Raw genomic sequence first — 25,140 nt, forward strand, 5'->3', positions numbered from 1 at the left:
CATTCAGCGCGGCCACGAAAGACGAGCATGGTGTGCGCTCCTTCGTCGGCTTCGGCCTGCTCGGCGCGGTCGTTGCTGTCGGCGTGCTGTTCACCCTGCTCGCCCTCGATGATGCCCTCCCGTTCGGTGTGCTGTACCTGCTGACGCCATGGCTGCTCCTGCCTGTCGCTGTCGGTGCGGTCGCCGCCGCCGCCTGCTTGCATGGTGCGTTCCGCGAGACGGCGTTGCAGCCGTGGCGGGACACGGTCGCCGCGCGCACCGCCTGGGACGGCCGATGGGCTCTGCTGAAGCAGCCGGACATGCACATGCTCACGCACGAGGTTGTCGGCCCGTTCACGGTGGACACCTTCTTTGCACCTCCCGCCCTTGGGGCCGCAGGAGCCATCGGGTTGCATTCGAAACTCCCAGTTATCGGGACGGGCATGGAGTCGGCATCCCTGACCGTGCCTGACCGGGACTCACAGGGGCAGGAGATGCCGGGAACCGCTCACCCGAGCACCTTCAGGGTTGTCACCTGGGCGTCCGATGCGGACATTGACGTGACCGCTGCCGATACCGCGCCAGACGTCATCGCCTTGCGGGTGGAGACGGCAGTGTTCCTGGTGGCGTCCGAGTATCGGGCTCCGGCGCCGAACTTGATTGCGGTGGAGCCGCTGCCTGTCGGCGAGGGCTGTGGGGGTGCGTACGCCGCTGAGCTTTCCGGTGCCGTCGAGAACGCCATCTTGAACGCCATGGGGGTCGACGGATTCGCTGATGGCCGCACCCTGTACTTCGGTGACCTCGACGGCGTCACCGACCGGAGCCTGCTGAAGCTGCGCGAGAAGCTCGAGGTGACCGACCGGTGGGGTGTCCGCTGGCGGGACGTCTTGAAGAAGGACGCGAAGCCCCCGGTTCTGCAGTACGACCACACGCAGACCGCCCAGTTCGACGCCCGCACGACCCTCACCTTCCAGCCTTTCCTGTACCCGCAGGGGCTGAGCTTGGAGTCCTACTTCGAGCCGTACATCACCAACGGCTTGTCCTCGACGCTGAAAGCGGCCCCCTTCGTGACCCTCACCGGCCTCACCCGGGGGTTCGTCAACGGCGGACTCCCCGGCGACCGGTTCCCGCAGGGGTTCGCCGTCATCTGGTCCGAGTCCAGCGTCCCGCTGTCTCCGGCGGAGTTCGGCGCCGAAGTCCGGGACCCGCGCGCCGCCGAGTGGGTGCTGTCCGGCATTCTCAACAAGGCCTTCGACGCCGCGTTCAGCAGCACCCGGAAGGCCCGCCCCGAGCTTGTGGACGCGAAATGCCTGACGACTCGGCGTTCACCGCTCGCCGTCTGGTCGTTGAAGGTCCGCCTGTTCAACGGGGTTACGGCGGCCGAGGTGAAGTCGAAGCAGGAGGTGATTCGCCTGGCGATGGGCGGTGTCCCATGGCTGCGCATCACCGAATGGGACTATGGGGTGGAGATGCTGGTGGGCGCCGTGCCGCGCGCCGAGTCTGTGCAGTTCGCCTCCCCGGTGTCCCTGAACCGCTGCGATGAGCTCGACTGGGAGCAGGGCTTCCTGGACAACAAACTGACGGCCGCGGACGGCTCTGCACCCCGCATGCTGAGCATCGCCCCGCTGGAATCGAACCCGAAGGTCACCCGCGCGGAGTTCACGCTCCCCTCCCCGCTGAGCCTCGCGAAGGTGAAGGAGTTCATCCCGAAGCTCCGGCCCGCTACCGGCAACGCGTACATCGACGTCATGGCATCCGACGACGCCACCCGCATGGTCATCCAGTTCAGCGAGACCAACCCGATGCCGTTCCCAGCCCCGATGCTGTGGGCTGAGACATTGGACACGTCGACGGAGGTCATCCCTGTCGCTTCCGGCATCGACGGCAAGACGATTGGGTTCAATCCGAAAGCAATCGCCCACCAGCTGATTCTCGGTGGTTCCGGTTCGGGTAAGAGCTCATGCTTGCAGGTGTTCCTCTGCGGTGCTCTGGTGCGCGCGGACGTCATCGTCATCGACACCATCAAGGGCGGCGCCGACTTCGCGTTCGCGAAGCCCTGGCTGAAGGGGTTCATCGGGCACAACAAGCTCATCGCTGCCGGCGAGGTGATGATGTGGGTGCGCGCGGAGATGCTGCGCCGTGCCGCGCTCAACGCCGCAGCGGGTGTCGGGTCGTACCGTGACCTTCCCGCTGACGTCCGGCCCCAGCACCTGTACGTGTTCATCGACGAGTTCAACCAGATGATGGAGCCGATTACGGTCTCCAAGGAGCCGGCGTCCTCGGACCCGGATGTGGTCGCCGAGTGGGGCACGTCGAACCTGGAGAAGCAGGCGCAAGCGAAAGTCGCGGCTGCCGTGAAAGCTCTCACGACCGGTGCCCGAAGCGCTGGCATCACCCTTTTGCTGTCCGGGCAGAGCCTCAAAGCCGACCTCACGAAGGCCCACAACCTCACCGGCATCAAGAGCAACTACGCCCGTATCGCGCTCGGCAAGATGAGTTGGGGTGACCTCGCCAGCGCATTCAAGGACTCCAGCGCCCTCCCGGACCTGGGGCCTTCCATCCCGAAGGGCCGCGGCATCTGGGAGACCGACGACGACCCCGCTGTTGCCTTCCAGGCCTGGTTTGCCCCGGGCGGCCAGGACGAGATGCGTGACCGTGTCGCCGCTGTGCTCCCTGTGCTGCGTCCGGATGAGCAGTTGAACATCGCCGACTTCGAGGCTCAGGTGTCCGCGCAGACCCCTGTCGCGTTCGGTCAGATTCTCGACCCCGATGACGAGGACCTGGATGACGAGGTGACTGAGCTGGACCCGGAGGCGCTCGGGCTCGACCTGTCGTTCGACTTCGGGTCCTTCGACAAGGCGGACACCGCTGCCGATTCTGAGGCGGATGCCGCACCGTTCGGGGATGCGCCTGCGTTGGCGGACATTCCGTCGTTCTCGGAGCGGGCAGGCATTGAAGACGAACTCGACGCCAGCCTGGCTGCTAGCTTTTCGCGCGCGCCCTTAGACGATGCTCCCTCCGTGCCGAGCCTGCCCGCACCCGATAGCGAGGACGACCTGTTCCTCCGCGTCAGCGCGGCCCCCGCGCCCGGCGCTCTCCTGCTCGGCGCTGACATCCCGGTTCCCGAGGCTGCGCCCGTGACCGGGCTGCCTATCGCGGATGCCCTCGTTGCGTACCTGCGTTCTCGCCCTGAGGTCGAAGCCGTCACGTTCGTCGACCGAGTGGATGCGCCATATCGCGTTCACGACGAGGACGACATCGGCGTGCCGTTCGCTGACACGTTGCAGACGGCGCTGGAGAACATCGGTGTCGACTTCGACATCGAGGACGCTCGTTCAGCGGAGACCTCCGACGAATCGCTAGACGGCCCGTTCCCCGCCGACCATGCTCCGACCACGTCGCCGGAGCCGGATGAGAACGACGTCGCACCACTGCCGAGTATCTCCGCTGAACCGCAGCGGTCCGAAGCGCCCGAGAGCACGCCGCTGACTCGTCGAACGGACGAGGACCCAGCCGCCGGGCCTGGTTCGAGCTCTACGCACTCCGGCGCCCCCTTGGGCGAACAACCTGTCCTGTCACCGGCAGCCAGCGACGAGGACGACTGGTTCATGCCGCCGACCACGAAAGGCAAGCCGGTCATTCCCGACATCGACTTCTGAGCGGCACGCATAGGGGTCTTCATGCTCGGCGTTCACCATGCGGGAACGGGGTTGGCGGCCTGGGTCGCTTTCACCGCCTCCTCCCCTTTCATCCCATCCTTCGGCGTGATGCCTCTCGAGCCTGCGGCCGTCGCCCTCGGCGGAGTCGTCGCTGCCGGGGCGGCACTCCTCCCCGACGCTGACCACCCGTCCGCCACCATCTCGTACAGCGTGCCGGTGGTCGGAAAAGCCGTCACCTCTGCCATCGGGTCAGCATCAGGAGGACACCGGCACGGAACGCACTCCGGCCTCAGCGCCATCCTGGTTGTGATGGTGGCGTTCACCCTCACCCCGCTCTTGCACGGCCATGCCATCGCCGGAAGCCCGCAGGTTTTCATCGCGGGGGCCGTGGCGGCAGCCCTGCTGACGTTCGCCATGAAGGTGCTCCGCATCGTCCGCAGCTGGGGCATCGCGTGGCTGACCGGCATCATCATCGCCGGGCTCATAACCCTGTTCCTGCCCGGGCAATGGGAGTGGCTGCCTTGGGCGGTAGCCATCGGCTGGGTCACGCACATGGCTGGTGATTTCCTGACCGTTGGAGGGCTCCCGCTCCTGTGGCCTTTGCCGGTGCGACCGCCGAAGACCTGGAAGGACTTCCCGCTCCTGAACGCGCTGTGGACGCAGGGCGGGTACTTCGCCCTCCCCATCGTCGGCGTCACCGGGTCATGGCGGGAGTCGGTCGTTGCCGTCCCCCTGACGTTGTACGGCTTCTACGGCATCGGGGTCTCAGCGCTGAGCCTTCTGCCGTTCCTGCACCTGGGGTGAACCCCTGTTTTTGCAGGGTACCCGGTGACGAACCTCGGCCCTCCACAGCGGAGTGCTGAGAAACGCGACCCGCGCCCACACAAGGAGGCACCCTGATGCTGACCCCGCTGAACGAGAACACCGACGCCGCTTTCGACACCGAGGCGAGCTTCGACAGCTACGACGCTCCATCGGACGCTCACGAAGTGGACGCTACTGAGGAGGGCAGTGTCGACGACGTCATCGTTTCGGACGGTCCGACCGTGAAGCGCAAGGCGCAGCGTGCCATCCGGCTCACCCCTGCCATCGCCCGGCGGGTCCTCGCTGAGCATGCCGCCGTGCAGGACATGGACGCCGAGACGCGCCGGGTTCTCGCCGGAGCCCTCGGCACGGACGACACCGTGGAGGCCGTCACCATCAGTCGCCTGACTGCCGGCCGCGCAGGCCTCACACCTCTCGCTGAGCTTGCGTCGCTTGCGCAGATGAGTTCCCCGTTCGCGGCGATGGTCGAGGCGATGAGCATGGACCGCGATGTCGCCCGGCGTGCTCGTGCCACCCTCGTCGCGTTGGGTGCACTGAACGGTGCCCCGCCTTCGAAGCCGGAAGCTGTTGCAGCGGAACTCGCGGAAGCAGCCCTCGGACTGACGGGCACGCAGCGCGACACTCTGGACCGTCTCGCCGCCCAGGTGGCGTGATGGGCGCGCGTTGCCGTTCGTTCCGGTTCCTGCAGGCACCGGATGACCCTGACGACTACCTGCCGGTCGGACGCAGCCACAAAGTGTGGGGGCTCTGCTCGAACAGGGTGGTGCGGAAGGGCGAGCGTTGCCAGGAGTGCCAGGACGCGCTCATCACCTGCCCGTCGGTACCGGTGCGCCTCGCGCTCGCACGTGAGGTAGGTCAGGACCTGACCGTCCTGGAAGCGCTCACGACCGACAACGACATGGCGGTGGCAGCCGCGGCCTCGAAGGCGTTGCGCAACGGCGACAGCGGCGGTCTGTTCGACGTCGGGGTGCGGCCATGACGTCGGCAACTCGAGCACTATCCGGGAGGGGTGCATGATGGCACGCGCGAAAAGGTCGAAGTCATCCGCCGTGTGGGCTGCTGACGACAGCACGGCGGAGGTGTCGCCGTTCCGAGTCAATCAGAAGGCCCCCGCCGAAGCACGGTTCGAGAGGACGTTGTTCTGGCGGAAGTTCTTCATCTACGGGTTCTTCTTCCTCGCCGCGGCGAGCGTGCTCATGCAGCTCAACCAGTTCGTTCAGGAGTCCAACAAGCCGGCCCCGAAAGCGGTCACTAGTGCGACCGTCAACTCAAGCACCGGCAAGGCTGTCGCGTCTGCAGCCCTGAAAGCGTGGATGAGCGCCGAGCCCAGCCCCGTCCCCGGCGGGGTGCTGCTCAGCTGGGATGGTTTCGACAGCATCGCCGCAGGCGTCACCCAGAGCAGCAGCGACCCGGGCGCGAACGCCGGGGAACTCCACCATTTCTCCATCGCGGTGCCTGGACGCGACGCCACCTTGTACTACGACGCGACCGTGCTGGTGAGCGTGGACTCGAAGCTTGGCGCTATCGCCGTCGGCGCGCCGGCTCTCCTGCCTGTCGCGCCAGCCGCGCAGACCGGGTGGAGTTCCGCCATCTGGGCGGGCTTCAAGACGACAACAACGTCAGGCCCAGTCAAGGATGCGGTGTCCGCGTGGGCGAAGGCGTTCACTGCGTCTCCCGCTGACTTGCGTCTCGCGGTCGGCGACCCGAACGACGCTCACGCCTACATGCCACTCGCTGGCGCACAAATCGCAGACGTGCAGGTGACGAACACTGCCGGCAAGGTCCTCAACGATGGCATCGAGACGAAGACGCTGCTGGTCCGCGCCACCGTGAACATCACATGGGCGGAGGGCACCTCGTCCCCGATGACGTACGACCTGCTCGTGGAGTCCGCGAACACCGCCGCCCCGCGAGTGACCGCCTGGGGTGGGGCGGGTACCGGACCGTCGCTGAAGGCCTACCAGAATGCTGTCTCCGGCCGTGATGTCGGCACCGCAGCGCCCACGCCAACCCCGACTCCGACGGAGGCCGCACGGTGAGCAAGGCGAACACCGACATCCCGAAGACCCCACAGTGGGAGACCTACGCCCGCAAGCCTCTCCCGAACGGGATTGTGCCCGGCATCGACAACTCGATGTGGATGGTGCGGACGGTGCCGATGGGCGCGGTCGTTGACGCGAAAAGCATCGAGGACGCTTTGAAGGTCGGCGCCCCGATTGACGCGGCGTTCCGTGAGCTCGCCGGGATGGCCGCGAACCGTGGCATCAGCCGGCGCCTGGCACTGAAAAGCTACCGGCAGTTCCAGATTCTGCTCACGAACTTCCCACGCTGGTTCTCGGCACCCCCGTCATCGCCAATTGCCGGCTACCTGAACGCCGAGTTCGGTCACCGTGAGGTCCTTGACCGTCGGGTGCTGTTCGCGGTCCCGCTGAGGGCTACGACCGGAAACGGGAAGGGCGCCTGGGACTACATCGACTCCATGGTGGAGACCCTCGCGCGTGGCGGTTCACGTGTCGAGGACTTCGAACGGGACGCAGAGCGTGTTGGTTCAGCGCTGGCCCGCGCGGGGTTGGAGATGCCGGGTGCAGCCGACTACCGGGCGGCGGAGGCGTGGTTCAACCACGGACGCCACGCCGACATCCCGCAGATGGAGCACCCGGACCACATGCACTTCTTCCGCTCACCGGCGGCTGCCGCAACCGCCGAGCGCATGGGCGTGGAGGACTGTGAGCCGTGGCTGGACACCGCAGACCACATGGCCGTCTCGTTCTACACGGTCAGCGGTTTCGACCTCGGGTACACGGACGTTCAGGAACCCCGCGCCCGCTGGGTGCCTCACCTTGTGGACTCCGGCGCCCGAGTCATCTCCATCCGTGGCGTGGTCGAGCCGGACACCGTCACCCGCAAGGAGCTCGTCACCCAGCGCAGGCACCTGCGCAACGACCACGATGAGGCGCTCGAGCAGGGCAAACGTGACCGTGGGGCGCAGGAGGAGGCCATCAACGAGGTTGACTCCATCGAGCAGGCCTACGCCACGAACAAGGGCTCGATGCCGCCCACCCTCGTCGACACCAGCATCATCGTCGGTTTCGCGGGTGTGCACGAAGACGCTTCCAAGCTTTCCCCACCGAGCATCGAACTGCATTCGATGATGAACCGGCAGCTGGATGCACTGCATGAAACAATGCTGTGCTCGAATGTGCGGTCCAGCCCGTCGCTGCACGACCTGCCGTCCACAACCGTCGCGTACTCGGGCCTACCGAACTTGACTGTCGTCGGCGACTCCGATGGCATGCTCGTCGGGTTCACCTCCGACCAACAGGCTGTGTACCTCTCCCCCGTTGCGGCGAGCTCCGGCGACGCCGCCCCGCTGGTGCTGGGGTCGTCCATGACCGGTGGCGGCAAGACCCTTCTCGCTCAGTGGCTGGCTTTCCAGGCGACCATGATGGGTCGACCGAACATCTTCATCGACCCGAAGGAAGGCTCAGACCTCGACCCGGTCGTACACATGGTGAACGGCCGTGTCGTGAGCTTCGACGACTTCACCTCCAGCGACGGCGGCATCGACCCGCTGACCGTCTACGAGACCCCGCAGATGGGGATTCCGCTGGCCTCGTCCATGCTCTTCCGGGTGAACCCGTGGGGCGACGACCGCCGGCGGACGTATGAGGCTGACATCGCCAACGCGCTCAGGTACGGCGTTGAACATGGCGCGACCGTCACCGGGCAGGCTTTGCGTATCGCGGCTGACGCCGGCATCGTCGGCGAGCACATCGTCGCCGATGTGTTCAAGGTCGCGCACACCTTCCCGATGTTCCGGGCAACCTTCGGCATGACTCCCGGCTCACAGGGCTTGAAGGTCTTCGACGGCATGACTCTGTTCAAGCGAGGCAACGCCGACCTGTCCCTGCCTCCTTCCACGGGCGCGGTGGACACGCTCGACATGGACATGAACATGCGTCTGACGGTGAACCTGCTTCGCATGCTGGTGCGCAGTTCCATGTCGGCGTTGCGGGGCCGTGGCGGACTGCTGCAGGTGGATGAGGCGTGGGTGGTGGAGCGTGCCGCTCCTGACGAGCTCAACGAGTCCGGGCGTCTGGCCCGGTCCATGAAGGTGCTGCCGGTGTTCTGGACGCAGACCCCGTCTGGGCCGTTGAAGCTCGGCCTGCGCGGATACTTCTCTCGTGGCCTCATCGGGCACATCTCTGATGAGGAAGAGGCGCAGGCTGGGTTGCAACTGTTCAAGGCCGAGAACCCCACCACCATGCGCCGTGTGACCGCGCCCGAGTACCTGTCCGGCGGGTCAGGTCAGAACTGGGATTCGCTGAAGGCCCTCTTCGAGACCACCGAGAACCCGGTCACCGGTGAGGTCAAGCGCCGGAACCTGCGCGGCTCGGTGTTCTACTACGCCGACCTGAAGCAGCGTTTCGCCCCCGTGCAGGTCGACTTGCCACCACGGTTCCTGAGGGAAGCGAGCACGTCACCGGACGAGGTGGCGGCACGCAAGCAAGCATCCCTCCGGATGCAGAAGGCCGTCTAGGCCTCCCACTGACTGCAGCCGAGGCGCCCTCTCCCCAGTGCCTCGGCTGCTCCTTTTGAGCACCTCCGCGGGTGTTGGGCCTGTGTCGCTTGTGGGCGAAGGCGACCGCGCACGACACCCACGTGAAGCCTTACGAAACCCTGCATTCCGTTTCCGCAGACCCCATCAACGCACGCGCCCAAGCCATCGCCGAGGACGTGCTCGCCGAGACCGGCAACCGGGCAACGTACGTCTGGGAGACCGCGGACATCCGACTCACGTATGAGGGTGATGCCCCGGACGGCGGGTATGGCGCGTCACGGCGCCTGTTCCGTCACCCTGATGGGAAGTGGAGCCGGACTGCCCCGAGGTCCCGCGAGTCCGTTTCCCCTCAGGGGTTCCGCAACCTGGAGTTGGAGGACTTCGACGGCTGCGCGGACCCGGTCGTGGACGCGAAACGGCAGATTCTGTTCCTGCTGCTCGACCCGGCTCTGGACCTGGTGCGGTTCGCCATTCGCACCTGGCGTGAGAAGAACGCCTGGGCGATGGACGAGAACACGTTCGAGGCGCTGCGGATGCGGTTGGAGGAGGTTCTGGAGCAGCTGGTGCTGTCGAACCCGGGTCCGGCGCGGTCGGATGACCTGCTTCGCCCAACAGCGGGCTTGGACCTCAGGCAGATTGCGTCGGGCACCCATGTTGTCGGGTGGGCGGTGAAGACCCTTCACGGCACCATCTTCAACATCGTCAAGCGGATGCCGTCGAAGCTTGCCGCGGACACCGCTTTTGACGCCACTGCCGGGGAGACGTGGACGGGGGTCACCCAGTCGTACGCGCAGACGCACGGGGCGCTCACCGGCGACCTGGCGACCTCCCTCGGTGATGTCTCCGAGCAGTACGCGGCGTTGACGAACATCTCCGAGCTCACCCGCATCAGTGAGCGTACCGAGACCGCGAAGGGCCACGAGAAGCGTGTCCTGCAGGCGTACGCGCTGCAGAAGTCACTGTCGCTCCCGCACCTCAGCGTGCCCGATGTGGCAACGCGGAAGGCCATGCTCGCCGCCTACGAGCAGGACAAGTCGCTCCCGGCCGCTGCCGTGAAGGCGTACTTCGACCTCATCGCCGGCACACCGACGCCTGAGCAGCTGAACATCGACGACACGTGGCTGGACCTGTTCCGTTCGTGGACGTCCGACGATGCGTACGCCCTTCTCGGAGCGATGGGCTCATACCGCGGCGCTGCGGACGCCGTGGTACTGGCTGGCATCGGCTTCCATTCGCCGTTGCCGCGCGCCTCGGTAAACGCTGCCCGGAAGGCGCTCCTGGGTGCGCACGCGGCTGGTGGTGAGGCGGTAACCGGCAAGCTCGTGGACGCTGCGGTGCGTGCGTTCAACGTCTGGCGGACAACGGACAACCAGCGTGCGTTCGATGCTGCCGCAGCCGAGCTTGTGGCTGCCCCCGGGTCGCCGTTTGAGAGTGCGCAGGCGGTCGCTTCTGTCATCCAGAAGGCGCACGAGGAGGCGTAGGCCACCGGCACGTTTTTGCAGGGTACTCGGTGAGCGCGCCTGCCTGCGCTCACCGAAGGAGCGCCCATGGCTATCGACCGCCTACCCATCAAGCCAGGACCTGGGTTCGATGCGAACAACAAGGCCCACGTCCAGGCAGTTCTCGACAAGCTCGCCACCGCCGGCGAGCAGGGCGTCGGGTGGATGGTGCAGTCGTTCGACCCGGACACGGGCACGCTGACCCTGTACCGGCAGAGTGCAGTGACGCAGGTCAAGAAGACCAGCCGTCGTGACTACCGTGAGGTCGCCTTGCAACCGGGCACGAAACCTGCCGACGGCGAGAAGGTCGCGGCGCAACTGGAGAGCGACCCGCAGCACGCCGGCTACTACCTGACGAAGTTCGAGCCGTACTTGGGGACGGCGACCCTGTCGCGGATGACCCTGGATGCTCGGCGTGCCCGCGGTGCGGTTGCGACCGCTTTGGGCGTGAAGCCGTGGGATGTGCAGGTGAAACCGCGTGCCGGCGGTGGGTTCGAGCTTGGCTTGCCGCCGTCGTATGTCCCCAGCAAGCATGACGACAAGTTGCAGGAGGTCGCCGAGATTCTGGGGCAGTTCGGCTGGTACTTCTCCGGTGACGCGGCGAAGCTGACAGGCGAAGTCGTACCCGCTGAGCCGCCGGCGTTCGAGCCGGTCTACGAGTTCGATTTCGCGTCCTTGCCGCCTCGGCCGAATGTGCTGGATGAGGACCTCTGGAGGCTGCCGCTAGGTGTCGCACTTGGTGGCCGGGGCGCTCCGAACATCCCCGTTCAGGTCAGCTTCGACGACGCCGTGGGGACTCTGACCGTCGGGCTGGCGGGAAGCGGAAAATCGGTCAGGACCCAGTGCCTTGTGTTCAGCGCCCTCGCGCGAGGGTGGGAGCTCGCGCTTATCAACACCTCCGACAAGGCGACCGACTTCGCGTGGGCGAAGCCGTACGTGAAGGAGCACATGTGGGGGTGCGACTCGGTCGCCCAGGCCGTCACCGTCGCGAAGCTCGTCGCCGAGGAAGGCTCCCGTCGTGGTGCCCTGCTTTCCGAGTACGGCGCTTCGAAATGGCAGGACCTTCCCGCGGATGTTCGCCGCGCGAACCCGCCGTTGCTGCTCGTCGCCGATGAGCTTGCGGCGTTGCTCACCGCGGACCCGTTGCCTTCTGGGCTGACCAAGGAGATGAAGGAGCTCCCGGAGTTCGTCAAGATGCAACAGGACATCCTCGAATCGAAGCTGCTCGCGACGGCCCTCTCCACCATCCCCGCCGTCTACCGTGCCGCCGGAATCCGTGTGGACTACCTCACCCAGCAACCAAACGAGCGCTACGGGTTCTCCACAAAGCTGAAAGGCAACCTGCCACACCGGGAGATGCTCGGCGTGAACCCATCTCAGGCGGAGAAGGGACACGCTTTCCGGACACCGGAGAAGGTCCCCGACGTTCCGGCACACATCGCGCAGAACGACCGGCTCTCCCGAGGTGTGGGGCTTGCTCACCTTGACGGGCAGGAGCCTGTGGTGTTCAAGGGCTACTACGCGCCGTTGGAGCGCTACATCGCTGAGGCGGAGCGACGGGGGTTCCCGAAGACGTCGCATCCAGAACCGACGGCGGCGCAGATTGCTCGCCTGGTCCCCCGCATCGACGGCGACGACGGTGAGCCCGTCGAGGTGCTCAAGGAGCAGAAGCCGAAGTATGGGGCGCAGAAGCGTGCGCTCGAAGAGTGGGAGGTCGACCCGGAGACGGGGAAGCCTCTCTCGGGCTTCGCGCGGGCCAATGCTGCCCGCCATTCGTCTACCGTCGCAGTCAAGCCGTGAGCAAAGCGATGGCCCGGGCAAAGCAATAGCCCGCTGAGTAGCAGGCCAGCGAGGGTTTGCGCTGACCCACCGGAGCCCACAATGCTCAGTCGATGATGGGCACGCCTGCCGCGCGAAGCTCTTTGCGCAATGTCGTCATCCAGTTGGTCGTGTGAAGCGAGACGTACACGACGCCTGCGAGGTCCGAGGGAAGCTCCACGCCGTCGTTGAGTGCGATGACTTTCTTGCGCCCGAGCTTCGCAACAAAGTAACCGAACTCGAACACGACATTTTGTCTCGCGCGAGGCTGTGACGTCTCGCCAGCGACTCCTCCGAAGTCATCAGGCGTCAGCAGTATCAAGGCGACGCTGGAATCGGCGGCGTAGCGTTCGAACTTCTCAATGACCGTGTCACCGCCGCTGACCTGGTCAGCGAGCGACACCGGCATCAGGCCGGTCATCTCGTGTACGCGCACCTGAACTTTGTTCACCATGGGGGCGTCTCGCCCATGCACGAGAAAGACGTTCGCGGCTGGCGAGTCATCTTCGCCGGACGGTGACACGCTTGGTGACCGAACTTGACCTACTGACGTCGTCGCCTCGGTACCCTCAGACGCAATAGCAGCCGCTTCATGCTGAACAGTCGGAACCGGAACCCCGCCCTTGCCCTCCTGCGGCGGCACCGCTTGGTCCCGTGTGATGGCGCCAGCCTTCTGCTGCCCACCCGCGCTCTCCCAAACCTGTGCGGCATCGACTTCCCAGAGTTCAGGCACGAGTCCAGCCTCGTGGAGGGTTCTCAAGAGCGTTTCGAACCTTCGCCGTGTTCGCGGTGACAGCCGGAAGGCGGGAAGCTCGGGCGCGAAATCAGCTACGACGTCAGCTTGTGCTGCAAGGGTCTTGTCCGCTGCTGCCTCGGGGATGACACGGGGAAGAACTTCCCGGACGGCCAAGGGGTAGTCATCATCGCCGAAGCTCAGCGACCGCAGGAGTCGGTCATGAGCGTTGATTTCATCCAGGGTCCCGGTCTCCTGGCCGAAGGAAATCCATTCGGACGCATCCCATTTCTCCGTGACGAACTCGGCGAACGCGGCGTAGAGCGAATTGAGGGGCGAGTCTTTGATTGGCACGGCAAGAATCTACAGCGTGGTGGTGCAGCCTCCTGCAGACCCCGAGCCTCACGCCGAAACGAAGAGTTCGCCAGTCCCGAGCGCTTGCAGCGCGGCGATGAATGTCAGTTCCGTGCGCGGGTCGAGGCAGATGACGGTGCCCGCCGGCAAGGAGACGTCGGTGTACGGCGCGTAGTTCGTTGCCAGCACCAGCAGCGGCGTCGCCGGGTTCCATGCGTCGATGTCGAGGGGCTCACCCTTCGTCGCGAGCATGATGTTGAGCTCGTCCTCGTTGAATCCGTCGATGCCTTCGTCGGCAAGGATGAGCGCCTGGCGTTGGCTGGCAATCACCTCGAGCATCTCCACTCGGCTCACCAGCTGTGACGCGGCGTCCGCTTCGGCATGCCCGGGGAGAAGAACGTCGACGAGCTCGGCGATGCTGTCCGCGTAGATGACGTTCTCCACTGATGCGAAGACGAACCGCCAGCGCTCCCCCGCCGGGTGCTTCGGCTGAGCGAGGGGACCTTCGACAACAACGGCAGTCATGCCTCGTACCCTGCAAAAACGCCATGATGCCCAACGGATACACTTGCACCTGTTGGGCGATGTCGCACCTGCTTGTGGAAGACCGCGCATGTACGTCTCAGCCCGCGAGACGGGTTACTCGTCGTACTCGAACATCTTCCCCGGAGGACACCATGACCACCCCCAGCAGCACTCCCGATAGCACGGCAACGGATGCCGTCGCTGTCAAGCCGAAGCGCTTCAGCAGGAAGGCATGGATTGCCATTGCCGTCGCCGCTGCTGTCGTGGTCGGCGGTACCGTCACCGCCGCCCCTGCAATTGCCCACGCCTCTACTGTCGCCAGCGCTGCATCGGCCGAGGATGCGTCCGTGAAGGCCGGTAACGCGGCGTCTGCGACCCGTGACAAGACGCTTGCCGAGCTGAACTCGGCTCGCGAACAGGCGGCCAAGGACGTGACGTCGTATGGGGCGATGAGCTCGAAGCTCACTGCGAGCCTTGTCGCTGACGCGAAGCCCCTCACGACGCTCAGCGCCGACATCATCGCCATGCAGAAGGCGCTCGGTATCGATGCGAAGCACCCGACCCTCACCAAGCTGACGGCGACGCCGGTCAGCATCAAGGACGAGACCGGCGATGACGTGACGCGCTTGCAGGCGGGCACGGCCGCGAACAAGAAGGCCACGGACGCCCTCAACGCCGACATCAAGAAGTACACCGCCAACAAGGACGCCATCGAAGCGGTGTCGAAGAAGCTGTCCGATGACATCGAGGCGCTCGTGAAGGGCGCTCAGACGAAGGGCGCAACCCTGGTCTCCGCGTACCCGAAGGCGCCGACGCAGAGTGCAGCGCTGACTGCTGCGGTAACGGCCCTCAAGGGCAAGTTGAGCGACACACCTGCGCGCGTCAAGGCGCTCACCACGTACGCATCGGCGGTGGCGGCTGCGTCGGTTGCTCAGGATGCTGCCGTGGCAGCTGAGCAGGCGCAGGCGGCTGAGGCCGCTCGTCAGCAGCAGCAGGCTCAGGAGGAAGCCGCGAACGGCGGCGGCGGTAGTGGCGACGGCGGCTATTCGGACGACAGCTGGAGTGGTGGCGACGGCGGCAGTTCGGACAGCGGTTGGAGCGGCGGCGGTGGCTCCGATGGCGGCGGTTGGAGCGGCGGTTCCGGTGGCGGCGGCAACTCTGGCGGCGGCGGTAGCACCGGCGGTGGCGGAAGCACTGGTGGCGGAAGCACCGGTGGCGGCAGCAACTGGGCCCCGGCGAACGTCGGTACCAAGGGTGGCGCATGCGAGCCCGGCTCCCAGGAGGCCAGCTACGGAAGCGTCATCCGCTACCCGGATTCGGCGAGCTCGCACAACGTGTACGAGGTCCCCGGCTACGGCTGGGGCGTCAGCTGGGAGTGCACCGGAGGCTGGTGACACTGCCTGCTTCCCCTCTTCCTGAGTGAGCGACCCTCGCGCAACAGAAACGGGGCCTCGAGATTGATTTCTCGAGGCCCCGTTTCGTGTCTGCGTCATACCCGGTTCATGCGCGGCCTGCTGCACTGAACGGCGACGCCTGACCCCTAAAACCTGCCGCCTCTGCGCTCGCGCATGCCGTTTACGGGGGTGTTTTTGCAGGGTACTTCGTGCGGACCCAGGTCCTGTCTCCTCCCCAGAGCGAGCGGGGTGTCCGAGCGCAATCCCCCAGCGCGCTCAGCACCCCGCTCGGCCGGTGTCAGGAGCACCGAACCCAGGTCCGCCCCGCTGAGCATGCCGCTGGGTGGCGTGTTTTTGCAGGGTACTGACGGACTGGTGCTCGACAAGGAGAGAGACAGGCACATGAAGGACAAGAACAAGACTCGCGGGGTGAGGCTCGCGTCCGCTGTGGGCGTCCTCGCGGTCGTCGGCGCGGGAGGCATCATCACTGCCCCTGCCGCCCAGGCCGTGGGAGTTGGCCCCGGTATTCAGGGCACATACGGCTTCATCGGTGCGCTCGTGCAGGACGGCTATGGCAACGTCTTCTGCGTCGACAGCTCACTGGATGTCCCGATGGGCATGAACCCCATCGCCGACAACGTCGTGAGCTACCTGCCGGCAAACCCGGCGGTCACGAACTCCAAGGACGCCAACGCGGACGACCTTGGCCGCATGAACTACATCCTCAGCACCTGGGGCGACTCGGGCGACCCGGAGACGGCAGCCGCAGCCTACGTCGCAATGGACGCCTACCTGAAGACGGGTGGGCTGGGTGAGTCGCTCAGCTACACGGGCGGCAATGCGAACGTCGACGCCCTCGCCACGAGCATGTGGCAGCAGTCGCAGGGCATCACCATCGGTGGCGCCCCCGTCTCGGGTGGGTCGGGCACGCTCAGCTTCGACGTCAACCCGCAGAACAACTATGTCGGCACCGTGACCATGGTGGGCTCGGCCGGAGCGGTTGGCACCATCACGCTCACTAACGGCGTGTTCGACCTGACGGGTACGAACACCCTCACGGGCGCGACCGAGGGCACCGCCTACGCGGTCCACGGTGTGCCTCCGACCGAGGATGGCGCCCCGTACAAGATTTCCGGCGAGGGCGACTTCCAGGTTGGTGCCGGTGACGTCTGGCCAGGCGAACTCCGCATCCTCGACTACGGCGGGGGTGTCCAGCGCACCGCGCGCGCCATCGGCTCCCAGCCGGGCCAGTCGAACTTCCACGTCAACGGTTCGGACCCGACCGACCGTTCCGTGAAGTTTCAGCCGGTGCTGACGACAACGGCCACCCGCTACCTGAACGTCGGCGACGCGTTCAGCGACATCGTGAACTTCTCGACGGTCGCGGACGCCACCGGGCTCAACAACGACTGGTTCAAGTCGTCGAAGGGTAACTACGCCCCCGTTCACGCGACGGGCACCGTCTACGGTGGGTTCGCGAGCGACCCGGCGGCCAACCCGCTGGACACACCTCCCGCGGATGCCCCGGTCGCCGGCCATATGGAGGTCACCACTGACCTCGCGACGGGCCCGACCGTGCCGTACTCGGTCACCTCACAGGACAAGGCGACGACCCCGGGCTGGTACACCTACGTCTGGGCCATCGACTCCAGCGCGCAGGACGCGGGAACGCAGAACTACATCCCGAGCCCGTACAACTTCACCGACAAGTTCGGTGCGAAGAACGAGTCGAGTGTGGTCCCGTCGGACATCTCCGCGGTGTCGCAGGTGACCAAGCCTGCTGTGGCGCTCAGCGAGGTCGCGAAGGACACCCTGACTGTCTCCGCGAACGGCATGTGGCTGCAGGGCGGCGAGAGCGGCCCAGGCAAGAACAACCCGGTCAAGTTCCACGGCACCGCCTACTACGTGCCCAAGGCTGACATCCCCGAGGGTGGCATCAAGCCGTCTCAGGATGTGCCGTCCTACGCGAAGCCTCTCGGCTCTGTGGACGTCACCGCGACCTCTCCTGGCAAGCTCGAGATTCCGGACGGTGTGAAGGCACCGGCGACCGGCGAGGGCAAGATTGTCTGGCAGTGGGAGATTCGCCCGCAGGACCAGGAGAACCCAAACCTGGTGAAGGCGTGGAAGGACGACTTCGGCGTCCCGACTGAGATGCAGGACATCCTGCAGCCCAGCGTGAAGACGCAGGCTCAGCCCGGTACGAAGAAGGGTGGCGTCATCAAGGACACCGCTATCGTCGGGGACACTCTCCCGGACGGCGGCGCACAGCTGACGTTCGAGGCCTACACCGTCCCGACTAAGGACGACGGCACCGGCAAGAAGGTTGTTGACGCTCCTGCGGGCACCAAAGCCGGCGACCTGTCCTGGGTCTGCACCGACAAGAACCGCCTCTACGACGGCACGAAGACGCCTACCATCGTCACTAAGACCGGGTCCTACCCGTCCGCTGACGTGAAGGTCGACGACTACGCCAAGGTTCTGTGGGTCGAGAAGCTGTGGTCGAACCCCGGCGAAGGCAAGAAGCCGGAGCTCATCAAGGCCGGCGAGTGCGGCATCCTCACGGAGACGTCGTTCGTCGTCGATGTCACCACCAAGGCTGTTACTGACGGCTCCAACATCACCGATGTCGAGAACGGCATCGCCGTGAACGACACCGTGAAGGCTGTCGGTTGGGTGCCCGAAGGCGGCAAGAGCGAGGTCGACGTGTTCCTCACCGACAAGGGCGCTGCCCCGGTCTGCGAGGCTGCCGTCGCCACTCTCCCTGTCGCGGACAACCTCGAGGGCGGGCTGTACACGGCCGAGAAGCCGCTGGAGCTCAAGACCACGCAGGGCTACGTCTACAACGGCGACCCGTCCAAGCAGCTGTACTTCGTCGAGAAGCTCTACGACAAGGACGGCCGCCTGGTCAGCCACGGTGAGTGCGGTGACCAGAACGAGACCGCAGGCCTGCAGGGCAAGAAGGTCCTCGCCACCGGCGGAGCCATCGACTACACGCCGTTCTACATCGGCGGCGGCGCGCTGCTGCTCGTGATTGCCGGTGCTGTCAGCTACCTCATCTACCGGAACCGCAAGTCGGCTTCCGTGGCTGCGGTTGCTGCGGCGGACGTCGAGGGTAAGCCTGACGTCGAGTAAGCCGGTGTTCAGGTCCGCGGGCGCGGGAGCCTGAACATCCCCCCAGAGAAGGCCTCGGAGAGTACTCCGGGGCCTTCTCGCTGCCCCCTGCCCCTACGCACGCACGCACGCATAGGAGTCGTATGAACGCATCCCTGGCGCGTCTCGCGCACACCCTCGTCATGTCCGTGTTCTTCGTGGCAAACGTCATGCTCCTCGGCTTCGGGTTCGGTGACCCGCTCGTGCTCTTAGCCGTCCTGAGCGCCACAGTCAGCCTCAGCGTGTTCATGCCGTTCATCGCCCGTGAGACCGCAACCATCGAGTTCACAGCCGGTCGGCTCGGCGAGACGTTCGACACGCGCGGCCGCGAAGGCTCCGGGCTCACCCTCGACCGCTACGCGAGCGTGCGAGGGATTCTGGTCCGCCGGCGAGTCCGGAAGGCCTTCCCTGCGACGGGGACGCCTTCCTACCGCCGTTTCGATGTCGTTCTGCCCCTGCTGTTCGCGGCCGCTCAACTCCTGCTCATCTTCTGCCTCATGCAGTTGCGAGGCTGACCTCGGCGCGCATAGGCCATTCATGACCCGCGCCCCCTCATCCGCCCTCGACGTCCTTGCCCGTTCCGTCCACATCATCACGAACGGGAACGCCGAAGCCCGTGAGATGCAGGTGGATGGAACCCGCCGTATCTCAGCGGCGCTGCGTGAGTACGAGGCTGCCTCCCTGCAACTGCCAACCGGGTCTGGGAAAGCCCTCGCGCTCCTCTCTGCCGCCGCAGAGCGGTGCCTCAACGGCGAGCGTGTGCTCATCAGCACCGAGTCGCTCAGCCTGCAGAAGCAGGTGCTGGAGAAGGACGCACCTGTGATGCAGCAGGCTGTCCGCGAGCTCGCCGGGGTGGACCTCGGCGTCGCCGTCCTGAAAGGCACGAACAACTACCTCGACCCCCGCAAGCTGATTGCGGCCGGCTGCCTCCTCGCCGGGCTGGAGGATGAGCCGCACAGCGTTGACGCGCTCATCACCTCCGTGCAGAAGGCATCCCGGTCGCGGGTGAACGACCAGGACTTGCAGGGCGCGGACTGGCGGTTGCTCCGCTCTCTCGTCCTCTGGGGCCTTCTGCAATACCAGGCGCCTGATGCCCCCGGTGACCGACACTCCTGCGGCCTCACCTTCACGACAGCGGAATGGGCGCATGTCTCGGCGACCTCGGCGGAAGCGACCGGAGCCGACGACTACTGGCTGACACCCAAGGTCGTCAGCGCCCGCGAACGGGTCGCCGAAGCTGACATCGTCGTCGTGAACCACACCCTCCTCGCCATTCAGGCTGCGAAAGGTGTTCCGGTCGTCAGCGGCAACATCAACTACGGAGTCTTCCATCACATCCTTGTCGATGAAGCCCACGCCCTGCCGGACGAGGTCCGCAAGCAAGGTGCTGCGGAGGTATCCGCCTCCCGTGTTCACGGGGTGAGCCGAGCCCTCAAAGGCGTGATGGCCGCCGACGAACAGGCGGTGTTCGCGCACGAGGGGCGACAGCTTGCGGACGCACTCAGCAACGCCCTGCGTGGCACGCTGGGCCGTGATGAGCAGCTGCGTCTCCAAGAGGACGAGAACCCGTTGGGCACCCTCAGCGACGTCCTTCCCGCGTGGGCCCGGAAAGCCGGGAAGGCGATTGCGGGCAGCAAGGCGTCCGTGAATGGGCGCACCGCCCTGGCCGCCATGCGCGCCGAAGGTGTCGTCAACGACTTCTGCGCCGCGGTCGCATCCGTATCCCAGCACCGGTCCGGCGAAGCGCGGTACCTCGAAAGCGGTGACTGGGGTGTGGCGGCGAAGTCCTCCCCCGTCGATGTGGCAATGAAGCTCCGGCACAACCTGTTCACTCGCACGGACGAGCTCACCGGTGCCCCGGTAGCCCTGGGGGTCGCGTGCGTTTCGGCGACGCTCCCCACCGGTTTCCCGGTGCAGGTCGGCATCGCCGCTCAGACCGTCGAGTACGAGTCACCGTTCACTGAAGCTCACGAACGTTCAGCCCTCTACATCCCGTCAGGCATCACCCACCGCGACGCGCTGCTCACCAGCGGTCGCTTCGACACGTCCAGGCACGCACTGTGGGCGACTGGGCAGATTGTGGAGCTGACGAGCGCCAACGGCGGGTCAGCGCTGATTCTGGCGGCGACAGCGAAGGCTGGGCAGGCGTACGTGAAAGCGCTCCGGGAGCGCACGAACCTGACGGTGCATTCCCAGTGGGACGCTGACGCCGCGAGCGTGGTGAGCGTCTGGAGGGAAGACCACTCCTCGGTGCTTGTCGGCACTCGCAGCATGATGACGGGCATTGACGCCCCCGGTGAGACGTGCTCTCTGGTGGTGTTGGACCGTATCCCCCGCAAGCCTGGGAACCCCATCGACGATGCACGTGTGGAGTCCTTGATGGAACGCGGGTTGGACCGGTGGGCGGCGGCGAACTTCGTCTACGTCGCTGACGCCGCGCTGCTGGAGGAGCAAGCGAAAGGTCGCCTGGTGCGTGCAAAAAGCGACCGCGGGGTGTTTGCCTGCCTGGACCCGCGCCTGCTGAAGTACCCGCGCGGGGCGTTCCCGTCCTACCCGGAGCCCGCCCGGAAGGCGTACATGAAGCCGCTGTACGCGTTCGGAGGCCGTTTCACCGAGCTGGCGGATGCGACGGAGTACCTGCGGTCTCGTACGCCGTGACGGTGCTACTCGACCGGCGTGTACTTCTCGGCGAGGTCTACCGTGTCGACCCATCGTGATGCGCCGTTCAAGGAAACGAGCAGCACTTCGATGACCCCGGAGGCGCGCTTTCGGCGCTGCCGGACGGTGAAGACGGTCCCGGCCGGCGTCTGAAAGATGTCACCGCGGAGGGGCGTGCTGTTGAAGCTCACGGTGTTGTCATGCGCGGCGGTCGCGGGTTCGCGGCGACGGGCTAACGGACTTCGACGGTGAACCGTCCGTCAGGCCCGTCGTCGAGGACCTCGGGGCCGGCATCCCGCAACGCAGCGGCCGAAGGCTTCCCGGGCGCACCGCCCTCGGCCGCGACGGGGACCTCCCAACGTTCGGTGTCATGGTCGAAGACATGGTCCGGGTGCCGCTCCGCTCAGGGCTGCGGGGCGCCGTCGGTGTAGACGCGGTCGACGCCGTCCGTTCGTGCCCCGTCAACGTACTGTGCAGCGAAGGTCGCCTCGGGCGCGCTGTGCTCCTTGCCGTCGAACCGTCCGGCGGCGTCGCGGCGGACAGTGGACTCGTTGAAATCGCTCATGCGTGTCATGTACCCCATGCCGGTCACACCGCGACTGGTTCCGGGGACGCCTCGGCGGCGATGAGCGCGTCGATGCGGCCAACGGCCGCGGCTGCATCCAACAGCGCTGCCTCGTCCGGGAAGACGGTGGTGGCGGCGGTGTATCGGGCTTCGTCGGCCTTGCCTCGCAGGCGTTCGGCCTCCGCGGTGTTTCGTTCGATGTGCAACGCCATGGTGTCGACGAAACGGTTCGCGGTCTCAGCGATGTACTCGGCGATGACCTGAGGCGTTCGGCGGGCGAGCGCCGGAGCTATCGCGACGGTGTGCAGGGTCCGGTAGTGATGCGAGAGGGTTACCTCAGAGATGCGCTTTCCGGCGTCCTCGGACAGGCTGACGTCAAGACCGCGCCAGGGTGCCCGCGGTGGGTAGCCGCGCTCCCGTGCCTTGTGGTGGGCGACGACCCGCTCCAAGCGCGCGACACTCGCATCGTCGGTCACGTCCGGCAGTGCCTCACGGAGGTGCCCGGTGCGGCGTTCCAGGTTGGCGGCGCGGGCGTCAAAGCTGTCGGCTTCCGCTTCCGCTTTCCGGACCGACTGCATGTGCACGGCCTTCATCAGCTGCAGGCGGGCAAGGGCCGAGTTCGCGTTCGCCTGCTCCAGCAGCAGAGGGTTCCCCGACGCGAGCGCTTTCACCTCACCGTATGACATGGTTGCCGCGGAGATGTCGTCGATGTTCCGGGCCGAAGCTCGGGTCGCGTACAGAGCGTCGAAGGACCGGCTCTTCCGCTCCAGCGCCTGCCAGGTGTAGGCGTCGAAGGTGCCCTCGCTGACCATGCGCGTCACCTTCACGTGCTCGGCGTGGTTGCCGTGGCGGATAGCGCGTCCCTCACGTTGGATGACCTCGGACGGCAGCCAGGGAGCGTCCACGTGCCAGAGGTGCGTGAGGCGGGACTGCACGTTCGTTCCCATGCCGGCTTTGCTGGTGGAGGCGATGAGGAGTGCCACGTCACCGTCCCGGCAGGAGGCGAACAGAGCCGCACGCGCTTTGTCGGTGGTGGCCTCATGCACGAACCGGACCTTGTGCGCCGGCACGCCGCGGGCGACGACCTCGCGGCGCAGACGACCGTAGCTGCTGGCAGAGCCGGGCTTCGGTGTCCCCAGGTCCAGGAACGCGAGTTGGAAGGCACCCGGGGTGCGCGAGCCGGGGAATGTGCGTGCGGCGTTCTCGTGGTAAGCCTCCGCGATGAGCTCGGCGGTACGTGTGAGCTTCGCGGATGCCTCCTCCAGGCCAACGAGGCAGGGGTCGAGGGCGACTTTCCGGCCGTCGTTGCAGACCAGGAGCATCGAGTCGTCAACGACCTCACCTCGGCGGGTTCCGCGTTTGTCGGCGGTCTTCTGCCGGATGTTCTCAGCACGCACGGCGAGGTCCTGCACGAAAGCTCGCTGCCCTGGCGTGGGCGCCACAACTTCGGTGCGGACTTCATGGGACGGAACCTTCAGGCCGAGTTCCGCGGGGTCGAGGATGTCGGCGACCTCGGCGAGCATCGCTTTGAGCTCGGGGGTGTTCACAATCCCGACCGGACGCCGTTGCATGCGGAAGCTCGCTCCGTCAGGGGCCACTTCGATGTTCGTGGCGTAATCGACGAACATCGCCGTCCAGGCGTCGAAGGAGAGAAGGTCCAGGCTTTCCAGCGCATCCGGCTGCAGGTACCGTTGCCACACCCATGTCTCGGCGAGCGTGTTCGACCAGGGCGTGCCGGTGAAGAGCGCGCACACCGGGGCGCCAACAGGTCGGCGAGCGGCCAAGGTTTCCACCTTCAGCAGCAGGTCGGTGGCCCGTTTCGAGGCTCCCGCCCCCATTCCGTTGTCGCGGGAGGTGCTGTTCGTTGACAGGCGGCGGTACAGGTGAGCTTCGTCCACCATGATGTAGTCGACGCCCAGCTGCTCGAACCAGATGGTGTCAGCGTCGGCAACCCCTGAGCGCAGCTTGCCGATACGTCCCTCCAACCCGCGGATGGCGCGGGCGATGGCTTTCGGGCCGGCGTTCCCGTTCGCGCTCATCAGAGCCGTCCGCAACTGCATCTTCTGAGAGCCGAGCCACGAACGCTCACTGTCCGGGTGTACGGGGATGGCCCCGAACGCGGCGTGCGTCATGATGACGGCATCCCATTCACCGGTCGCGCACCGTGCCGCGAACAGCCGCCGCGCACCGCGGGCGAGGTCATCCTTGGTGGCGATGAGGAACAGCCCGGCGGGAAACGCCTGGTGCGCTTCCCTTGCGACCTGCTCAAGCAGGTGGTTGGGAACCACGATGAGCGGCTTGTTCGCAAGACCGAACTGCTTCAGGGTGCGCGCACCCATCAGCATCTCGAGTGTCTTCCCAGCCCCGACCGGGTGAGCGAGGAGGGTCCGTGGACTGCTGACGATGCGTTCCACTGCCGCACGCTGGTGAGGCCACGGGGTCACGTCCGGGGAGAGGCCGGGGAAGGTGAGGCCGGCACCCGAGTAGGTGCGGGGCACGTACGCGTTGAACAGGTCGTTGTAGGTGCGCAAGATTCGCTCGGCGCGAGTTCCGTCCTCGAACACCCAGGAGCGAAACCGGGTGCGGATGACCTCCACTTTCTCCGCTGCTGCTGCAGACTTCTGGAAGTTGCGCACGTTGTCCCAGCGGCCCCGTTCGCTGTTCCAGACCTGGTCGGTGACCTCCGGCACACGCGAGTTGAGGGCGTCCTGCAGAAGCTGGGTCGGGCTCACATCGGGGGTGCCGTAATCCACGGCGGCCTGCGCTGAAGGGCGACCGCCGCTGACCTCCCAGTGGCCGGTCACAGGTGTGTGGTGGACGCTCGCGTACGACCCGAACACTTCGGAGACGAACTGGGTGAGGTCTGCCGTGCTCACTAGCGGGGAGCCGAGGTCGATTCGTACGTCCAGGGGGCCAAGGTCGGCGGGGACAACCACGCGCAACGCGGCAGCCGCACGCCCGTCACCTCGCGTTTCGGCGTCCGCCAGTTTCGCGCGCACGTTCCCGGAGAGGTACTCGGTTGCGGGGACGAGCTCGATTCCGTCATCGAACACCAGGTCGCCGAGCGCACCGCGCGGGTCTCCAGTGCGCAGCAGTCCACCGATGCGGTCCAGGTCGACACGTCCCGTCTCGCCCAGGCAGATGCTGAGGGCTTCCGCGGGTGTGTCGGCGTGGGCGACGGGTTCAGGTCGGATGTTCACCCGGTGCAGCAGGATGGGCGCTGGCTGGGCTTGGCCGGTGTCCTGCGAGAACGTCTCCAACGCCATGACGAGCGCGGAGTCCGGGTCTTTCCGGAAGCCTCCCATGGGCGGGTTCCGCCAGGACAGCGCCGGAAGTCCGGTCTCCTCATCAGGGCGACCTTCGACGAGCGTGCCACGGTTCAATGCCCCGAACTTTGCGACATACGCCGTGTAGTGGGAG

17 protein-coding genes are annotated in these 25,140 nt (G+C 66.2%); 12 read left to right on the plus strand and 5 right to left on the minus strand.

What is annotated here, in order from left to right:
• Positions 1–32: 32 nt before the first annotated feature.
• The 8 genes from B7X32_RS04945 (at position 33) to B7X32_RS04980 (ending at position 12,323) form a co-directional block, all read left to right on the plus strand.
• Positions 33–3,638 carry an FtsK/SpoIIIE domain-containing protein gene (locus B7X32_RS04945; protein WP_292716908.1) on the plus strand — a complete coding sequence of 1,202 codons (3,606 nt, stop codon included), beginning with the start codon at positions 33–35 and terminating at the stop codon, positions 3,636–3,638.
• 21 nt (positions 3,639–3,659) lie between these two features.
• Positions 3,660–4,442, plus strand: a complete 783-nt coding sequence (locus B7X32_RS04950) for a metal-dependent hydrolase (RefSeq protein WP_292716911.1) — start codon at positions 3,660–3,662, stop codon at positions 4,440–4,442.
• 95 nt (positions 4,443–4,537) lie between these two features.
• Positions 4,538–5,116 (plus strand): hypothetical protein, encoded by a 579-nt coding sequence (locus tag B7X32_RS04955; protein ID WP_292716914.1) that lies wholly within the window; start codon positions 4,538–4,540, stop codon positions 5,114–5,116.
• Positions 5,113–5,442 (plus strand): hypothetical protein, encoded by a 330-nt coding sequence (locus B7X32_RS04960; protein WP_292716917.1) that lies wholly within the window; start codon positions 5,113–5,115, stop codon positions 5,440–5,442. The genes B7X32_RS04955 and B7X32_RS04960 overlap by 4 nt, the downstream gene beginning before the upstream one ends.
• A gap of 37 nt (positions 5,443–5,479) precedes the next feature.
• Positions 5,480–6,502: a hypothetical protein gene (locus tag B7X32_RS04965; protein WP_292716920.1), complete on the plus strand. Its 1,023-nt coding sequence runs from the start codon at positions 5,480–5,482 to the stop codon at positions 6,500–6,502.
• Entirely contained in the window at positions 6,499–9,003 is a 2,505-nt protein-coding gene (locus B7X32_RS04970) for an ATP-binding protein (protein ID WP_292716921.1), read from the plus strand. The genes B7X32_RS04965 and B7X32_RS04970 overlap by 4 nt, the downstream gene beginning before the upstream one ends.
• A 122-nt stretch (positions 9,004–9,125) precedes the next feature.
• Positions 9,126–10,505: a hypothetical protein gene (locus tag B7X32_RS04975; protein WP_292716924.1), complete on the plus strand. Its 1,380-nt coding sequence runs from the start codon at positions 9,126–9,128 to the stop codon at positions 10,503–10,505.
• Between the two features lie 66 nt (positions 10,506–10,571).
• Complete coding sequence (locus B7X32_RS04980) at positions 10,572–12,323, plus strand: hypothetical protein (RefSeq protein WP_292716926.1); 1,752 nt, start codon at positions 10,572–10,574, stop codon at positions 12,321–12,323.
• Positions 12,324–12,408: 85 nt separating this feature from the next.
• On the opposite strand, the gene B7X32_RS04985 is transcribed toward B7X32_RS04980, so the two are convergent.
• Positions 12,409–13,428 (minus strand): TIR domain-containing protein, encoded by a 1,020-nt coding sequence (locus B7X32_RS04985; RefSeq protein ID WP_292716929.1) that lies wholly within the window; start codon positions 13,426–13,428, stop codon positions 12,409–12,411.
• Positions 13,429–13,476: 48 nt separating this feature from the next.
• Complete coding sequence (locus B7X32_RS04990; RefSeq protein ID WP_292716931.1) at positions 13,477–13,953, minus strand: hypothetical protein; 477 nt, start codon at positions 13,951–13,953, stop codon at positions 13,477–13,479.
• A 152-nt stretch (positions 13,954–14,105) separates the two neighbouring features.
• Here B7X32_RS04990 and B7X32_RS04995 point away from each other — a divergent pair, with 152 nt between their 5' ends.
• From B7X32_RS04995 to B7X32_RS05010, 4 genes are all read left to right on the plus strand, one after another.
• Entirely contained in the window at positions 14,106–15,347 is a 1,242-nt protein-coding gene (locus tag B7X32_RS04995; protein ID WP_292716933.1) for a hypothetical protein, read from the plus strand.
• A gap of 402 nt (positions 15,348–15,749) precedes the next feature.
• Complete coding sequence (locus B7X32_RS05000; RefSeq protein WP_292716934.1) at positions 15,750–18,479, plus strand: hypothetical protein; 2,730 nt, start codon at positions 15,750–15,752, stop codon at positions 18,477–18,479.
• Between the two features lie 122 nt (positions 18,480–18,601).
• Entirely contained in the window at positions 18,602–19,012 is a 411-nt protein-coding gene (locus tag B7X32_RS05005; protein ID WP_292716935.1) for a hypothetical protein, read from the plus strand.
• A 22-nt stretch (positions 19,013–19,034) separates the two neighbouring features.
• A complete protein-coding gene (locus B7X32_RS05010) occupies positions 19,035–21,155 on the plus strand; it encodes a helicase C-terminal domain-containing protein (protein WP_292716937.1) in 2,121 nt (706 codons plus the stop codon).
• A 5-nt stretch (positions 21,156–21,160) separates the two neighbouring features.
• Here the strand turns inward: B7X32_RS05010 and B7X32_RS05015 are convergent, their stop codons facing one another.
• The 3 genes from B7X32_RS05015 to B7X32_RS05025 all read right to left on the minus strand — a co-directional run bounded on the left by B7X32_RS05015 (position 21,161) and on the right by B7X32_RS05025 (position 25,103).
• Positions 21,161–21,346 (minus strand): hypothetical protein, encoded by a 186-nt coding sequence (locus B7X32_RS05015; RefSeq protein WP_292716938.1) that lies wholly within the window; start codon positions 21,344–21,346, stop codon positions 21,161–21,163.
• Positions 21,347–21,558: 212 nt separating this feature from the next.
• Positions 21,559–21,720: a hypothetical protein gene (locus B7X32_RS05020; protein WP_292716939.1), complete on the minus strand. Its 162-nt coding sequence runs from the start codon at positions 21,718–21,720 to the stop codon at positions 21,559–21,561.
• A 23-nt stretch (positions 21,721–21,743) separates the two neighbouring features.
• Positions 21,744–25,103, minus strand: coding sequence for a helicase-related protein (locus tag B7X32_RS05025; RefSeq protein WP_292716942.1), 3,360 nt, complete (start codon positions 25,101–25,103; stop codon positions 21,744–21,746).
• Between the last annotated feature and the right edge of the window lie 37 nt (positions 25,104–25,140).

This window comes from Microbacterium sp. 13-71-7, assembly GCF_002257455.1.
In the GTDB taxonomy this organism is placed as follows: domain Bacteria; phylum Actinomycetota; class Actinomycetes; order Actinomycetales; family Microbacteriaceae; genus Microbacterium.

Coding starts and splice junctions, on each gene's coding strand:
- B7X32_RS04955 (WP_292716914.1), top strand. CDS start 4,538: ATGCTGACCCCGCTGAACGAGAACACCGACGCCGCTTTCGACACCGAG.
- B7X32_RS05005 (WP_292716935.1), top strand. CDS start 18,602: ATGAACGCATCCCTGGCGCGTCTCGCGCACACCCTCGTCATGTCCGTG.
- B7X32_RS04990 (WP_292716931.1), bottom strand. CDS start 13,953: ATGACTGCCGTTGTTGTCGAAGGTCCCCTCGCTCAGCCGAAGCACCCG.
- B7X32_RS05020 (WP_292716939.1), bottom strand. CDS start 21,720: ATGAGCGATTTCAACGAGTCCACTGTCCGCCGCGACGCCGCCGGACGG.
- B7X32_RS04980 (WP_292716926.1), top strand. CDS start 10,572: ATGGCTATCGACCGCCTACCCATCAAGCCAGGACCTGGGTTCGATGCG.
- B7X32_RS04950 (WP_292716911.1), top strand. CDS start 3,660: ATGCTCGGCGTTCACCATGCGGGAACGGGGTTGGCGGCCTGGGTCGCT.
- B7X32_RS04995 (WP_292716933.1), top strand. CDS start 14,106: ATGACCACCCCCAGCAGCACTCCCGATAGCACGGCAACGGATGCCGTC.
- B7X32_RS05010 (WP_292716937.1), top strand. CDS start 19,035: ATGACCCGCGCCCCCTCATCCGCCCTCGACGTCCTTGCCCGTTCCGTC.
- B7X32_RS05000 (WP_292716934.1), top strand. CDS start 15,750: ATGAAGGACAAGAACAAGACTCGCGGGGTGAGGCTCGCGTCCGCTGTG.
- B7X32_RS04965 (WP_292716920.1), top strand. CDS start 5,480: ATGGCACGCGCGAAAAGGTCGAAGTCATCCGCCGTGTGGGCTGCTGAC.